General features: G+C 30.8%; 13 protein-coding genes and 1 other RNA gene. 13 read left to right on the top strand and 1 reads right to left on the bottom strand.

Annotated features, from left to right (window positions below; all coding sequences use genetic code 11):
• Positions 1 to 508 precede the first annotated feature (508 nt).
• From MPTP_RS09745 to MPTP_RS04955, 7 genes are all read left to right on the top strand, one after another.
• Positions 509 to 694: a lactococcin 972 family bacteriocin gene (locus MPTP_RS09745; protein ID WP_080580431.1), complete on the top strand. Its 186-nt coding sequence runs from the start codon at positions 509 to 511 to the stop codon at positions 692 to 694.
• A 69-nt stretch (positions 695 to 763) separates the two neighbouring features.
• Entirely contained in the window at positions 764 to 1,057 is a 294-nt protein-coding gene (locus tag MPTP_RS04975; protein WP_013773995.1) for a hypothetical protein, read from the top strand.
• Positions 1,058 to 1,084: 27 nt separating this feature from the next.
• On the top strand, positions 1,085 to 2,404 hold the full coding sequence (locus tag MPTP_RS04970; protein WP_013773994.1) for a hypothetical protein: 1,320 nt from the start codon (positions 1,085 to 1,087) through the stop codon (positions 2,402 to 2,404).
• Positions 2,401 to 2,805 carry a DUF1430 domain-containing protein gene (locus tag MPTP_RS04965; RefSeq protein WP_041363481.1) on the top strand — a complete coding sequence of 135 codons (405 nt, stop codon included), beginning with the start codon at positions 2,401 to 2,403 and terminating at the stop codon, positions 2,803 to 2,805. The genes MPTP_RS04970 and MPTP_RS04965 overlap by 4 nt, the downstream gene beginning before the upstream one ends.
• Before the next feature lie 2 nt (positions 2,806 to 2,807).
• Positions 2,808 to 3,437 carry a putative bacteriocin export ABC transporter gene (locus tag MPTP_RS04960; protein WP_013773992.1) on the top strand — a complete coding sequence of 210 codons (630 nt, stop codon included), beginning with the start codon at positions 2,808 to 2,810 and terminating at the stop codon, positions 3,435 to 3,437.
• A gap of 759 nt (positions 3,438 to 4,196) precedes the next feature.
• Positions 4,197 to 4,563, top strand: a transfer-messenger RNA (tmRNA) gene (ssrA, locus tag MPTP_RS09265).
• A gap of 701 nt (positions 4,564 to 5,264) precedes the next feature.
• The gene (locus MPTP_RS04955; protein WP_013773991.1) at positions 5,265 to 5,606 is read left to right on the top strand and encodes a hypothetical protein; all 342 of its coding nucleotides are present in this window, start codon (positions 5,265 to 5,267) and stop codon (positions 5,604 to 5,606) included.
• Between the two features lie 280 nt (positions 5,607 to 5,886).
• On the opposite strand, the gene MPTP_RS04950 is transcribed toward MPTP_RS04955, so the two are convergent.
• Entirely contained in the window at positions 5,887 to 6,228 is a 342-nt protein-coding gene (locus MPTP_RS04950; protein ID WP_013773990.1) for a metal-sulfur cluster assembly factor, read from the bottom strand.
• Between the two features lie 846 nt (positions 6,229 to 7,074).
• Here MPTP_RS04950 and MPTP_RS04945 point away from each other — a divergent pair.
• The 6 genes from MPTP_RS04945 to MPTP_RS04920 all read left to right on the top strand — a co-directional run bounded on the left by MPTP_RS04945 (position 7,075) and on the right by MPTP_RS04920 (position 15,520).
• Positions 7,075 to 7,914 carry a PRD domain-containing protein gene (locus MPTP_RS04945; RefSeq protein ID WP_013773989.1) on the top strand — a complete coding sequence of 280 codons (840 nt, stop codon included), beginning with the start codon at positions 7,075 to 7,077 and terminating at the stop codon, positions 7,912 to 7,914.
• Between the two features lie 30 nt (positions 7,915 to 7,944).
• Positions 7,945 to 9,984: an N-acetylglucosamine-specific PTS transporter subunit IIBC gene (nagE, locus tag MPTP_RS04940; RefSeq protein ID WP_013773988.1), complete on the top strand. Its 2,040-nt coding sequence runs from the start codon at positions 7,945 to 7,947 to the stop codon at positions 9,982 to 9,984.
• 617 nt (positions 9,985 to 10,601) lie between these two features.
• On the top strand, positions 10,602 to 11,825 hold the full coding sequence (gene arcA / locus MPTP_RS09585; protein ID WP_013773987.1) for an arginine deiminase: 1,224 nt from the start codon (positions 10,602 to 10,604) through the stop codon (positions 11,823 to 11,825).
• Between the two features lie 21 nt (positions 11,826 to 11,846).
• Complete coding sequence (argF, locus tag MPTP_RS09580; protein WP_013773986.1) at positions 11,847 to 12,869, top strand: ornithine carbamoyltransferase; 1,023 nt, start codon at positions 11,847 to 11,849, stop codon at positions 12,867 to 12,869.
• 22 nt (positions 12,870 to 12,891) lie between these two features.
• On the top strand, positions 12,892 to 13,854 hold the full coding sequence (gene arcC / locus MPTP_RS04925) for a carbamate kinase (RefSeq protein ID WP_013773985.1): 963 nt from the start codon (positions 12,892 to 12,894) through the stop codon (positions 13,852 to 13,854).
• Between the two features lie 211 nt (positions 13,855 to 14,065).
• Positions 14,066 to 15,520 (top strand): YfcC family protein, encoded by a 1,455-nt coding sequence (locus MPTP_RS04920; RefSeq protein WP_013773984.1) that lies wholly within the window; start codon positions 14,066 to 14,068, stop codon positions 15,518 to 15,520.
• Positions 15,521 to 15,617: the final 97 nt, after the last annotated feature.

Here is a 15,617-nt window from a genome sequence, read left to right as displayed (position 1 = left end):
CATATTCTTATCAAATTGGTCTAGTTAGTTAAATTGATAAAAAGTAGAAAAAATCTATGGATAGAAGAGATAGAATTTTTGTTTTTACTTTATAATAAACAATCAGATAATTTATAGATAACTATTTCTTATAAGGGAGGAAATAGTTTGAATTTTGGTGGAAAATGAGGTGAAGAATAGCTGCTCAACAAATTTTTAGTTCAAAAAATATGTATTAAAAAAGTATATTTTAGTAAAAATTATTAAAAATATAGTTAATTTTATAGTCAATAGAATTTAAAACAAAAAGTACTTCATAAAAATTTTTAATAACTATTTGTAAAGAAAGTGCTTGCAATTTTCTTAAAAATTTTTTACAATTAGTATGAAGTTGTGCGATAATCCTAATCTTGGGAGGAATTATGATGAAAAAATGCATTATCTTTATTGTTAGGATGATGTTACTTGGTACTGGGGTCGCAACAACGACCTTAGCAGCTACTATAGGCGGCGGACATAGAATTATGATATAGGATGGAATGGTACATTTGGATACTCAGATTATCTCCATGCTAGTAAAAACCATACTTCATCTGTTGGTAGAATTGAAAATGATATGCATCGTGCATATGGCGACGCTGGATTTTGGTCAAATGCAAAATATACAAAGGTACCACCTACCGGACTACATTATTGGTGGGCGCATACAAACTAATAACAAATAACTAAAAAATTGCACAACGTCTTTTTGTAATAATACAAATTCTATATGGAGGTATCAGACATGAAAAAAATAGTTAGTGCCTTTTTAGCACTAATGGTCATTTTTTCTGGGTTTATCGTGATCAATCTTTATCAAACAAAAGATCAAGAACGTCTGGAAAATATTGAGCAAACAAGCAATTCATTTAAAATTTATGTTTCCAATACCACGCAGACACCAGACAAGATGCTTCCTTTTTTTCAAAAATTATCTGATGAAAAAAAAATAAGTATTATTAGGACAGATTTTCCGAAGGATAAAGTTCTAAAATCTGCAATTATAAACCAAGCAAGCTTCCCTTTCCAAAACTTTTAAACCATTCCGACTTTTGTTGCAAGTCCGGTGATTGAATTACAAAGTTTGTATAATTATTTTAGTAATAATGATAAATCTGCTAATGGTATCTATACTATTATACCTAAATCAAATAAAAATAAAGAAGTACTTCTGAAAGAAATGTCTGATTTTTTTGGACTGACAATTAAAGATTTACAAACACCCAAAATGCATTCAAAAAAAGGATACATAAATGAATATTTATTCATTTATATAGGTATATTCAGCATATTAAGTCTACTAACCCTATTAAGTATACTTTCAATTCCAATGAAGCAAATAAAAAATATAGGTGTCTGGAAATTAGTCGGGTTCAAATCAAAAGAGATTTTAAAACAATTATTTTTATTTCCTTATTTAACCAGTCTAATTGTGTCTCTTATCTTTGATAGTTTTGTAATCCTTTATTTTGATTATTTACCAACGCATTTTTTATGGTCTTTAATAGCTATACAACTCATTATTTTTGGCCTTTTATCCTTATCGGTGTTATTCGCCTATTCAATCATCAAAGAGATAACAGTGACAAGTCTTATTAAAAATTCTCAGAGATTCAGATTAGGAATTGGAACAACATTTATTTTAAAAATATTGATGATTATTTTAACTACCGTATTATTAATTGGAAGTTTGGCAAATATTCATGAAATTTTAAAGGCCACTGAAATTTATAATAAGGTTGCTAATGAAGGGAAATTTTTAACCGTTGATAAAATAGGAGTTTCAACTGAGGAGGCCACCAAAAATTTTAGATTAAACAATGGAGTAAATGAGGATAAGACATCAATTTTCTTTTTAGATTTGGAAAAAAATATTAATGCTTATTTTTTCTATGGTACCATTATCGATCCAATTAAAAATTTTCCACTCTACCAACCGAGAAAAATGTTTAAACCAAGTGATAAATACCAAACCATTAAGGTAAATGAAAATTATTTAAAGAGTATTTCATTGAAAATACCAAAAGAGCATAATGAGAATGTTTTCTTAGTACCACTTTCTTTCAAAGCGAATAAAGCAAAAATAGAAGAACTATGTAAAATGATGGCTTATAATCGTATGGGTGAGCAAGCAAGAAAAAATACCACGCTAGAAAAGACGAAAGTCACTATTGATTATTACAATAAATCAATCAATACCAATGTATTTTTAAATGATGATATTGTAACATTTACGAATCCAATCTATGAACTTATAGCATCGAATCATTTAGATTATATAAGTAAAATGCAATTATTAACGACAGAAGTAAACAGTCCCATAAGAATAGAAAATAGTAAAAAAATCGAAACTATATTGCAAAACAGCTTTCTTCTAAAACAATGAAAGGCATCAATCTTAAATTCTCAACAATAGCATCCATTCTAAGTACCCAAGTAGATACCATTCGATTAGGTCTTCAAATGGCAGCAACATTATTACTGATTATCTTTTTAGTCTCTTTAATCGTTTCGGCTTTTGTATGTGTATTGTACTTTACAACAAATAAAATGACACTCTCTATCCAACGAGCATTAGGAATTAAATTGGTTGATAGGTATAGAAAAGTCACTGCTGCTTGGCTATTTGTGTATTTGATTCAAATAATCGTAGCAACAGTTTTCAGCCATTCAATTGTTGGGTTGGGTGCAGGCGTTTTATTGGCCTTGATCGACATCTTAATCAGTCTGTCAATATTTTATTATCAAGAAAGTAAAAATCTCATAGGAATTCTTAAAGGAGAATAAAAATGATTGTACTTGAAAACGTTGTTAAAAAATACGGCAATAGAATGGTATTAGATCATATCAATCTGACGATTCATGATGGCGAGATGATTGCCATTGTTGGAGAAAGTGGTTCTGGCAAATCCACCGTTTTAAATATATTAGGCTTACTTGAAGGATTAAATAGTGGTACCTATCAAATAGGCGATCAGAAAAATATTAAACCTAACAGCAAACTAGCAAATAAAGTTATCCGTGAAAACATTGGATATATTTTTCAAAACTATGCTTTAATTGACGATCAAACGGTTTATCAAAATTTAGCATTAGCACAAAAATACGTCAAGAAAAATAAACAAGAAAAACAGAAACAGATACAGGAAGTTTTAGAGGTTGTAGGATTATCCGGCTATGAACAGTATAAAGTCTTTGAGCTTTCAGGTGGACAACAGCAAAGAATATCTATTGCAAGATGCTTAATCAAACCAAGCAGTGTGATTTTGGCAGACGAACCTACGGGTTCCCTAGATGATAAAAATAGAGATACCATCTTAAAAGAATTAAAATTATTAAATCAACAGGGCAAAACAGTCATTATCGTTAACCATGATACAATAGTAGCTAATTCATGTTCCAGAATAATCAATCTATAAAAAAATTAGGTGGATTGAATTTATCTCTGTTTATTGATAGTTAGGATTATTACTGAAATAATTAGGATTATTACAGAACAAGTATATCTAACTAAAAAACATTCCAACATTTTTTAGTTAGATCATTACAATATAGCTATCACTTACAATAGATTCAGTTTATCTAATTGTCTCACCAAGTTATAAGAATTAGTTATAATGCTGATCATTGTAATAGGACAATCAATCGACTTTTGTATCGCTTTTTTCATTGCTAAAAATTGTTTAATAAATCTAGAAATTTAGGTCTTTTTTTATATGATTATATGATTACTATCTATTGGATATTAAAAACAAGCAATCGCTAATCTTTATTTTCAATACATGTACTCAGGTATATCAATAAAAGTTTCATTTATAATCAGAATTTTCAACTAGGATTAATAATGACAAAATTTTTGAAAGAAAAACTGTTATCTTCTTTTTATAATGATTGCTTTTACTAAATTTATCTCCTGTTCATCAAAATAATAGGGCAATGAACCTTTCTATGAGAAAGCTTATTTGCAATAGATCAAAAATAGGATTATAAAGATTGGTGTAGGGAATAGAGTGGTGGAAAGATTGATTCTAGATGATTGATTTTTTGTTTGGAAATAACATTATCATTGTATAATCTGAAGAATAAAAAAATTAGTTTAATGTCTATTATTTTATGTTTCACTTTGAATAGCGATTGAAATTATGTTATACTATTAAAGTATTGCTATTTGAAAATTTGGGGGCGTTACGGATTCGACAGGCATAGTTTGAGCTTGAATGGCATTCCGTAGGTTACGTCTACGTAAAAACGTTACAGTTAAATATAACTGCTAAAAAACAAAACTATTCTTACGCTGTAGCTGCCTAAAAACAGTTAGCGTAGATCCTCTTGGCATCGCCCATGTGCTCAAGTAAGGGTCTTAAATGAAGTGGGCTATGATAAATTTTTCCGTCTGTAGAATTTATCAGAAATAATCAGACTAGTAAAAGTTCAGGCCTGTCATGCGGCATAAACTTTTATGAAACTTCAATAGTATGACTATGAATGTAGATGTTTAAGTGGCGATATGTTTGGACGCGGGTTCGACTCCCGCCGTCTCCATACAGATAAACACCTTAAAATGTTGTTTTATCACATTTTAAGGTGTTTTTTATTGATCAAATTCATGATCTTAAGAATTTAGAAACTTATACAACAATTTCTTGATTCAATTCTTTTAAGCTCAGCAAATATAAAATTTTCATTCGAATACACATGAAATGATTTATTACACTGCCTTGTTTCAATCAAACTAATTCAATATTGCCATTATTTCAATAGCAATACCAATTAATCAGTTTGATTGAAGTGTTTTTGATAGTATTGACAACGTTAAACTAACTGTATTTTTTCATGAAAAAGAATTTTTGATATCTCAATTGAATTTTCTTTAAATTTATAGCATTCCATTTTAATGTTAGCTCTCCTATATGCATTCATTAGATGATTGTATTAAAAAATAGTGTAATCGATTAAAATTTTTTCTTTTTTAATTACTTTAAGGAGCCAACATTAATTTCACAAATAAATATTATGATGAAAATAAACCTTTGGAACTGTCGAAAGAAGACTTGAATCGCTTTAATGAAGTGACTAGTAATTGTTTATATCTAATGGCAAATATGGCGAATTTATTTGCTCTTGTAATTCCTAGTACATCTATTAGTTAATGAGATAGACCATCAAAATAATAGAAAAATCGTGGAATTTTTTCATTTATAGATTAGTAGAATAGAAGTATAAATAAAAAGAAAGAAGGAATAGGAATGGAAAAGCAATATACAAATTATAGAGTCACCTTAACGACAGTTGAAATAACAGAACTTGATGAAAATGGACAAACAATAGACGGTTCTGAAGTAACTAAGAAAATAAGAAAATCCATGGATTTTAAGGAATTGAATGCCAAAGAAGTTACAAATGCAATTAGCAAACTAATACATACAGATAATATTACTCCACATGCGAATAATGAAGAATATGGTCATTTTTTAATTCTTTCAGATGCAGATGGCAACCATGATGCTACCAGTCATTATATTGCAGAATATGAATTTATTGTAGAAAAGGTGAATAGTGTTAATCTTTTAGAAGTTTTTAAAGATTAAGGAATTTCTAAAATCAATTTCATCTTTTTTATATAGAAAGATTGTTTTTAATTGATTTAAATTTTATGGTTTAATGATAAGGAACACGGTGAAATAGTCTGTCAATCGGATTGATAGTGTTTCTAAATCAACAAGCAGGCTTAATAGCTAAAGGATAAAGCTCGCTTTACAATTTAATAAAAAATAAACAACCTTAATAAAAAAACTTTCTCCCTTTAAATCGATTAAATGAGAAAGTTTTTTATTATTTATAACATATTAAAAAATTAATTTTAATGATTTATCTGATTCCCAAAGCAATTCTAGCATAGCGAGACATTTTATCGGTTGTCCAAGCTGGATACCAGACGAGTTTTACTTCAACGGTTTTAATTTCAGGTACTTCATTGAGTGCCTCATGGATTTGCTCGGTTAAAAGGTCAACTATCGGACATCCCATTGTGGTTAAGGTCATTTTAATAACTGTTTCACCCGTTGGTTGAAAATCAACACCATAAATCAAACCTAAATTAACAATGTCAACGCCTAATTCTGGATCGATAACTGTTTCCAAAGCAGTTATTATATGTTCCTTAATAACTTCAATTTCCTCAGCAGACCATTCTTGTGGTTTTTCACTCATAGTTCATCGACTCCTTTATTTAAAACGCTCAGTCAATTATACCTTTTTTGATAATTTTTGTAAATTAAAACTCTTATTCAGAATCATTTGTATCTTTGTATTTAAATCAATTTTTTAGTAAGGTAGCAATATTTAAATGATATAAAAGGACAAAATTATTTTTTGTCAATTCAATCAAGTCATACGTCTTACAAATAATAATTTGGTATTCATTTTTAAATTTTATTTTAGTTATTTTCTTAGCTGCTATAGTTATTTTATGGCTATTTAAAAGCTTAATCTAATCTTTAGAACATTATCTAAAAATTAAAGTCTTTGCTTCAATTCTTACAATAGATAGAAAATACTATTTTTTTAGACTATGACTTTAACAGATGGAGTAGGAAGGATTTAGATGTTCTTATTACTAGAGAATTAACAATAGGAATGATAAAACGTATGGCTGTAAATGATAGAAATAAATATTTCTTTAAAATTTTACTCCGTTTCATACTATAGCAAATTTCTAACAGTTGTTTAATACTAATGTTTTATTTAGCTAATCTATCTTTTTAAAAGATAGATATCATTGATGGTTCATTTGATAATTCGTCATGAATCAAAATCCTTTCCATTAAGTTTGCTCAAAAAGTCTTGACAAATGGTCTATATATTTGTAGAATATGTTCTGTTATTTAATAAATGTGAATAGCGTTTTCATGTGACTAGATAATACTAGGCATGGAAGAATTTCAATGGCATAGACTACTTTGCGTGCTTATGTCATTACTGATATTGTTCTATACTTTTTTTATTTGTATGTTAGCTGGACATGTTATTAATCTACTTCTAAAGAAGAGGGGCATTATGAAAATTAAAAAACTATTGAATCAAAATGCTGTACTTGTTCTTGATAATGGACAGGAAAAAGTAGCTGTAGGAAAAGGAGTTGGATTTAATAAGAAGAAAAATGATTTGCTTTCTGCTTCGATGGTTGAGCGAATGTTTATCATGGAACCTGAGGGAATTCAAAAACTACAAATCTTATTATCACAAATTGACGAGCAATACTTCCTAGCAACGGAAGAAATTATTACTTATGCTGAAAGGGTTTTAGGCGAAAAGCTAAATGAACATATTAATATTGGGTTATGCGATCATATTGCTTTTGCAGCTGAAAATACGCAAAATAACATCATTGTACGTAATAAATTGCTTCATGAAATTGAAACGCTTTACAGTGAAGAATTTGCCATTGCTCAATGGGCAGTAGAATTTTTAACTAAGACACTTGATATTCCATTCAGCTATGATGAAGATGGGTATATTGCCATTCATATTCACAGTGCACGAAATGGCCAAAAAGATAATAGTAAAAGTATTCGTGATATTACCATTGTTTCAGAAGTCATTCATTTGATTGAAAAAGAATTAAAGATTAATATGCATGATGAAAAGATGAGTCTTAATTATTCACGTCTTGTTAACCACCTACGACTATTTATTCAAAGATTTCAACAAAATCAATATGTTGTTTTAGATGATGAAATCTTGGAAATTGTCAAAAAGAAATACAGCGATAGTTATCAAATTGCACAAAAAATTCAGCTATTTTTGAGTAAAAATTTTCATTATCATGTACCGGATGAGGAACTAGGTTATTTAGCTATTCACATTGAACGACTAAAAATGGTCAGTTCAAAGTAAATAAAAATAAATTATATTGGGGTGTTACAAATGAAAGATTACATGCAAAGAATGGGACGTTCTTTAATGTTACCAGTTGCTGTTTTGCCTGCAGCATCATTACTTGTAGGGATTGCTAACTGGTTGATTGGTACAATTGGTGCAAGCCCAGCTACTACATTTTTAGCAAGTGGCGGGACAGCAATTTTAGATAATTTAGCATTACTATTTGCTGTTGGTTTAGCTCTAGGAATGTCTAAAAATAAAGATGGAGCAGCTGCTTTGGCCGGCTTGGTTGCTTATTTAATTCCTAAAATGGTATTATCTTCTGAATCTGTTCAAGCCATTAAGGGACTTAAAAATGTTAGTGAAGTTAATCCCGCATTTGGTACAATGGGAAATAACGTGTTTGTCGGTATTATTGCTGGCTTGGTTGCCGCAGCGATGTACAATAAATTTCACAATGTAAAATTACCAATGGCTTTGTCATTTTTTAGTGGTAAACGACTTGTTCCAATTATGTCCGCTATCTCTATGTTAATTATCTCCGCTGTTTTATTTTTCGTGTGGCCAATGGTTTATAATGTATTGGTTTCTTTCGGAAGAGGGATTTCAAGTTTAGGCTTTGTTGGTGCTGGCCTTTATGGATTATTTAATCGTTTATTAATTCCAACTGGACTACACCATGCATTAAACTCTGTTTTCTGGTTTGACGTGGCAGGTATTAATGATATTGGTAATTTCTTGGCTGGACAAAAAGCGCTTGATTCTGGTGCAGCAATTATTGGTAAAACAGGGATGTATCAAGCTGGATTTTTCCCAATTATGATGTTTGGATTACCAGCTGGAGCATTTGCTATTTATCAATGTGCACGTCCTGAGAAGAAAAAAGAAGTTGCTTCTTTAATGTTAGCAGCCGGCTTTGCTTCCTTCTTTACAGGCGTTACTGAACCTTTAGAATTTTCTTTCATGTTTATTGCTTGGCCACTTTACGTCGTTCACGCTGTATTTACTGGTCTATCTCTTGCATTTGCTGCATTTATGCATTGGACGGCAGGCTTTGCATTTAGTGCTGGCTTTGTTGATTTCTTCTTAAGTTTAAAAAATCCGGTTGCAAATCATCCAATGATGCTTATTTTACAAGGATTAGTTTTTGCAGTCATTTATTATTTTGGTTTCCGTTTTGTTATTACTAAACTTAATTTAATGACACCTGGTCGTGAAAAGGGAACTGGTGAAGAAACAGAAGATATTGATCATACAATAGTTCCTGGTGACAATAAATTTACTGTTCTTGCACGTAAAATTTATACGGCTCTTGGTGCTGATGACAATGTTGTTTCTATTGATAATTGTACGACTCGTTTACGTTTGGTTGTAAAAGATACTGGTAAGGTTGATCAAGCTAAAATAAAAGCGACTGGTGTACCAGGTGTAAAAGTAATTAATGATAGAAACATTCAGGTCATTGTAGGTACTGAAGTTCAATTTGTTGCTGATGAAATGATTAAACTACAAGATCATCCAGGTAGTTATCGAAACGGTAATGTTGAAAGTCAGACAACAGAATCAAAAAAAGAAAAAATAGAAACATCTACTAATTCTAAGCAGAAAACTTCTTCGACTGAAAAAACAACATCTTTATATGCCACTGCAACGGGTAAGGCTGTGCCAATTACTGAGGTAAATGATGAAGTATTTTCAACTAAAATGATGGGAGATGGGTATGCGGTTCTTCCAGAAGATGGCAATATTTATACACCAGTTGCTGGTAAGATTATAAATATTTTTCCAACAAAGCATGCTTTAGGTATACAAACAGCATCAAATGTTGAAGTATTACTTCATATGGGCATTGATACAGTTGAGTTGAAGGGTGCACCATTTACCCTACATGTCAAGGAAGGTCAGGTTGTTAAAGCAGGAGATAAAGTGGCTACCATCGATTTGGCTGAACTGAAAAAAGCTGGGAAAAGTTCAGATATTATTGTTGTTTTTACAAATCAAGATATTGTTGAGCAATATGATTTAAAAATGAACAATCAAAACGTTAAAGCCAATGAACTTGTTGGAGAATTGACAGTTAAATAGGCTATTTGCTAATTACGAAGATCGATGTAATAACAATCAGTTTGTTTGATCAATGATTAAATTAAAAGCTAGATAGACAGGGAGAAAGAATCCTTATCTATCTAGCTTTTTTAGTTGTAAAAATCATATTTTAAAAATACTCATAAAACTTTATAGTTTTCTAAGCATTAATATTGTTTATCCATCAACGTTTAAAGTGTTTCATAAGTCATTTCTTAATTACAATCCACTGATTCCGCATTTAAATTCTGAATACTCTGACAATAAATGAATGAAGTGGTTAAATTGGTAAATATTATATTTTCCTTTTAAAATAAAAATATAATGAATGAAAGGAGCGAAAAAATTATAAAAATGTAAAAAATATAAATAAACTACATCTATTTGAAATTTAGTAATGGGAATTATTTTATTATCAATGATTTTAATAAAAAGAAAATGCGCTAAATGAAAAACAAAATTGTTCAATTCTAACTAAAAAAATTTTTTGATGATTTTATTCTCCAATGAGAAAGAAAGTGATGAATTTATTATTAATCATTATCAATCTTTTGCATTTATTTAACTTTGAAACAGTTTAGTAAAAATTAATGAATAATAGATAGGAGCGATTATTTATGGACAAACCCATTCATGTATTTTCAGAAATTGGAAAATTAAAGAAAATAATACTTCACAAACCGGGTGAAGAATTAGAAAATTTAATGCCAGATTATCTTGAACGTTTACTTTTTGATGATATACCATTTCTAGAACAAGCAAGAAAGGAACATGATGTATTTGCTGATCTACTTCGTTCAAAAGGAGTAGAGGTCTTATATTTAGAGGATTTAGCAGCTGAGTCTTTAACTTCAAATGAAATAAAACAACAATTTATTGATGAGTATTTAAGCGAAGCAAATATTAAAGGAGAAGAAGTAAAAAAAGAACTTAGAGATTATTTCTTATCTATTGAAAATACCCGTGAATTTATTGATCATACCATGGCAGGACTTAGAAAGAATCAGTTCACTTTGAAAAATACCAATGATCTAACCGATATTGTTGATGATGTTTACCCATTTTTTATTGATCCTATGCCAAATCTTTATTTTACTAGAGATCCTTTTGCGATGATTGGTGGTGGTGTTTCTTTAAACAGGATGTATTCTGAAACTCGTCGTAGAGAGACGCTTTATGGAAAATATATTTTTGATCATCATCCAATGTTTAAGAATAGTCGAATCAATCATTTATATAGGCGTGATTATCCTACCCGAATAGAGGGTGGAGATGAACTAGTTTTATCAGATAAAGTATTAGCTGTTGGCATTTCACAACGAACCGACGTGGCTTCAATTGACACGCTTGCACATAATGTTTTTGAATATGAGCCGAATTTTGAACATATTTTAGCTTTTAACATTGGAGAAGAAAGGAAATTTATGCATTTGGATACCGTCTTTACAATGGTTGGTTACGATAAATTTACGATTCACCCAGAGATTAGAGGCGAGTTAACGGTTTATTCAATTACAAAGGAAAAAGGAAAATTAAAAATCGTAGAAGAAAAAGATAAACTTGAAAATATTCTTAGCCGTTATCTAGGATTACCGACCGTCCAATTAATTCCTTGTGGTGGCAATGATCTAACAGCAGCAGCAAGAGAACAATGGAATGATGGCTCAAATATACTGACTATCGCACCAGGAGAAGTAGTTGTTTATGATCGAAATGTGATTACAAATAAAAAACTAGAAGAAGCTGGGGTGAAACTAAACTATATTCCGTGTAGTGAATTGGTACGTGGACGAGGTGGACCGCGTTGTATGAGCATGCCGGTTGTTCGAGAAGATATTTAAATATTAAGGAGGAGTAAACTGATGACTTCAATTTTTCAAGGACGTAGCTTATTAGCAGAAAAAGATTTTACAAAAGCAGAAATTAATTATTTGATTGATTTTTCACTTCATTTAAAAAATTTAAAACAAAGAAACATTCCACACCGTTATCTAGAAGGGAAGAATATTGCCTTATTATTTGAAAAGACTTCTACACGGACACGTGCTGCATTTACAGTTGCTTCTATTGATTTGGGTGCACATCCAGAATTTCTAGGCGCGAACGATATCCAACTTGGAAAAAAAGAATCTGTTGAAGATACAGCCAAGGTATTAGGAAGTATGTTTGATGGCATTGAATTTAGAGGTTTTAGTCAAAGAACAGCTGAAGCATTAGCAGAATATTCAGGCGTTCCAGTTTGGAATGGCTTAACAGATGAATGGCATCCGACACAAATGATTGCTGATTTTATGACTGTGAAAGAGAACTTTCATACATTAGAAAATATTACGCTGGTTTATGTTGGTGATGGTCGCAATAATGTAGCAAATAGTTTATTAGTAACAGGTGCTATTTTAGGTGTAAATATTCATATTTGTTCACCAAAACAATTACAACCGGAAAAGGCAATTGTTGATTATGCAAATAATTTTGCAGCAAAATCAGGTAGTAAGTTACTCATTACTGATAATGTAGAAGAAGGCGTAAAGGGAGCGAATATTTTATATACTGATGTATGGGTGTCTATGGGTGAAGAAGATAAATTTCAAGAACGGATTCAACTATTGAAAGATTATCAAATTAATATGGATATGGTACAAACAACAGGAAATGCTGACAGTGGAAATCTAATTGTAATGCATTGTTTGCCAGCCTTTCATGATACGAACACCCAATATGGAAAAACAGTAAAAGAAAAATATGGTATCAGTGAAATGGAAATTACTGACGAAGTATTTCGAAGTAAATATGCAAGGCAATTTGAAGAAGCAGAAAATAGAATGCATTCTATTAAGGCGATTATGGCAGCTACGTTAGGAAATTTATTCATTCCAAAAGTATAGCGAAACAGAAAGGATGAATGCTATGAAACAGCCAAAAAAGAGAGTTGTTGTTGCTCTTGGTGGAAACGCTATTCTAACGAAAGATGCTAGTGCACAAGCTCAGCAAGCGACCTTAATAGAGACATCTAAACAGTTAGTAAAATTAATAAAACAAGGTGTACAGCTGATCATCTCACATGGAAACGGTCCACAGGTTGGAAATTTATTATTGCAACAACAAGCAGATAACTCAAAGGAAAATCCAGCGATGCCACTTGATACTTGTGTTGCTATGACGCAGGGAAGTATTGGGTATTGGCTACAAAATGCCTTAAAAGAAGAACTCAATCGGAATAAACTAGAAAAAGACGTTGTAACCTTGATTACACAAATAATGGTGGATCAAAACGATCAAGCGTTTAAAAATCCTAGTAAACCAATAGGCCCTTTTCTCACCTATGAACAAGCTCAAAAACAGATGAAAGAAACAGGTACAATCTATAAAGAAGATGCTGGTAGAGGTTGGCGAAAAGTTGTTCCAAGTCCACAACCCATTTCTATCAAAGAATACCATAGTATAGATACATTGGTGAATAATGATATCATAACCATTTGTGCGGGCGGTGGTGGTATTCCAATTGAGAAACAAACTGGAAAAGGGATAGAGGCAGTAATAGATAAGGATCTTGCTTCTGAAAAATTAGCAGAATTAATCAAAGCGGATGTCTTTATTATTTTAACAGATGTTGAAAAGGTTGCTCTAAATTTTGGTAAAAAGAATGTGAAATGGTTAGATAAAGTAACCATTGAAGAAATGGAGCAATATAAAAAAGAAGGACAATTTGCGACTGGTAGTATGCTGCCTAAAGTTGAAGCTGCAATAGCCTATGTCAAAGCCTATCCAATGTGTAGAGCAATTATTACTTCCTTGGATAAATTAGAAGAAATCAATGAAAATAATATCAGCGTAGGCACTGAAATTGTTTATTCAGCAGATTATTTATAATGGTCAGTGGATAGTGAATAATCGTTTCTATTCTAACTATTTTGTAGAGTAAGATCATGAAATTAAAAATTTAAAAAGTTTTTAAAAAGCTTAAGTATTAAGATACTCAATAAATCGAATTTTATAGAAAGGAAAAGATAAACAAACGTAGCATAAATTTAACATAATCATCAATTTATTTAAACGTTTGTTTATTTTTATATAAATCATTATGGCTAATAAACAGCAAAAAGAAAAAAAATCCCTTTCTTCTTTTAGTATTTTATTTATAATTCTTATCTTATTAACGATTGTGTCTTGGATTTTTTCTGGTCAGAAATTTTCACCAACCGTTCCAGCCGGTGGTACTGAAAAGGTGAATCATGTTGTGGGCGCTCGACTATCAGATCTTGTTATGTCCCCATTCAATGGCTTTAGAGATGCAATCGATATCTGCGTATTTGTATTGATTCTTGGCGGATTTTTAAATATTGTCACTAAAACTGGTGCTTTAGAGGCGGGGATTCAGCATGTTGTCAGAAGATTGAAGGGCAATGAATTAGTTTTAATTCCAATTCTAATGTTTTTATTTTCAATTGGTGGATCAACTTATGGAATGTCAGAAGAAACTATTCCTTTTTATTCCCTTTTGGCAGTAACAATGGTTGCTTCTGGTTTTGATACAATTGTATCAGCAGCAACCGTCATGCTAGGTGCAGGAGCAGGTGTTATCGGTTCAACAATCAATCCTTTTGCAACAGGTGTTGCAATGGATGCCTTAAAAAGTGTTCATATTAAACCAGATACAAGTATTATTTTGATGATTGGCGTTGTTTTATGGTTAGTGACAACTGGTTATTGTATTTTTTATGTAATGAAGTATGCGAGAAAAGTAAAAGCAGATAAAGGATCAACGATTCTTTCTTTACAAGAACAAGAAGATATGGATACTTCTTTTTCACAACCTGAAACAAAAGAGATAGCATTTACTAATAAGCGAAAACTTATTTTAACTATTTTTGCATTTGCGTTTGCAATCATGGTCGTTGCTCTTATTCCCTGGGAATCATTTAATGTCACTATTTTTAAAGGATGGACAGCCTTTTTAACAGGCCAAAGTTTTGGTAATTGGTATTTTGGTGATTTGGCAATGTGGTTTTTTTTAATTAGTCTAATCATTTCAATTATTTATGGGTTAACAGAAAATGAGATTGTAGAGACCTTTATTGTAGGTTCTAAAGATATTTTATCAGTTGTTTTAATTATCGTTGTAGCACGTGGTGCATCCATTATCATGCAAACAACCCATCTCGATTTATTTATTTTGGATCGTTCTGCAAATATTTTACAAGGTTTTTCACCTATTTTATTTGTCATTGGTGCTTATATATTATATCTATTCTTATCTATTTTAATTCCTTCAACATCTGGATTAGCCTATGTATCGATACCAGTAATGGGTGCTTTAGCCAACCACATTGGGTTAAACGCAAGTGTTATGATTATGATTTTCACAGCTGGCTGTGGACTGATTAATCTAATCACACCAACTTCAGGAGTCGTTATGGGAGGATTACAAATGTCTAAGATAGATTATTCCACATGGATGAAGTTTATGATAAAACCATTAGTGATTATAGGAATTAGTAACTTAATAATTCTTATTATCTCTATACTTTTAGTATAAAACTAATTATTATAGAAGGTTAGAACAGATAGAGAAATAAAAAATTTCTATCTGTTCAACTTATTATCAGCAAGTAGAGTAGAAAACAATTTTTACT

Source organism: Melissococcus plutonius ATCC 35311 (genome assembly GCF_000270185.1).
Taxonomy (GTDB): Bacteria; Bacillota; Bacilli; order Lactobacillales; family Enterococcaceae; genus Melissococcus; species Melissococcus plutonius.
This window is presented reverse-complemented; position numbering and strand designations above follow the sequence as displayed.

Excerpts from the sequence above, each read along its gene's own strand:
- MPTP_RS04955 (WP_013773991.1), top strand. The coding sequence starts at position 5,265 with ATGGAAAAGCAATATACAAATTATAGAGTCACCTTAACGACAGTTGAA.
- arcC (WP_013773985.1), top strand. The coding sequence starts at position 12,892 with ATGAAACAGCCAAAAAAGAGAGTTGTTGTTGCTCTTGGTGGAAACGCT.
- nagE (WP_013773988.1), top strand. The coding sequence starts at position 7,945 with ATGAAAGATTACATGCAAAGAATGGGACGTTCTTTAATGTTACCAGTT.
- MPTP_RS04975 (WP_013773995.1), top strand. The coding sequence starts at position 764 with ATGAAAAAAATAGTTAGTGCCTTTTTAGCACTAATGGTCATTTTTTCT.
- arcA (WP_013773987.1), top strand. The coding sequence starts at position 10,602 with ATGGACAAACCCATTCATGTATTTTCAGAAATTGGAAAATTAAAGAAA.
- MPTP_RS04960 (WP_013773992.1), top strand. The coding sequence starts at position 2,808 with ATGATTGTACTTGAAAACGTTGTTAAAAAATACGGCAATAGAATGGTA.
- MPTP_RS04945 (WP_013773989.1), top strand. The coding sequence starts at position 7,075 with ATGAAAATTAAAAAACTATTGAATCAAAATGCTGTACTTGTTCTTGAT.
- argF (WP_013773986.1), top strand. The coding sequence starts at position 11,847 with ATGACTTCAATTTTTCAAGGACGTAGCTTATTAGCAGAAAAAGATTTT.
- MPTP_RS04920 (WP_013773984.1), top strand. The coding sequence starts at position 14,066 with ATGGCTAATAAACAGCAAAAAGAAAAAAAATCCCTTTCTTCTTTTAGT.
- MPTP_RS04950 (WP_013773990.1), bottom strand. The coding sequence starts at position 6,228 with ATGAGTGAAAAACCACAAGAATGGTCTGCTGAGGAAATTGAAGTTATT.
- MPTP_RS04965 (WP_041363481.1), top strand. The coding sequence starts at position 2,401 with ATGAAAGGCATCAATCTTAAATTCTCAACAATAGCATCCATTCTAAGT.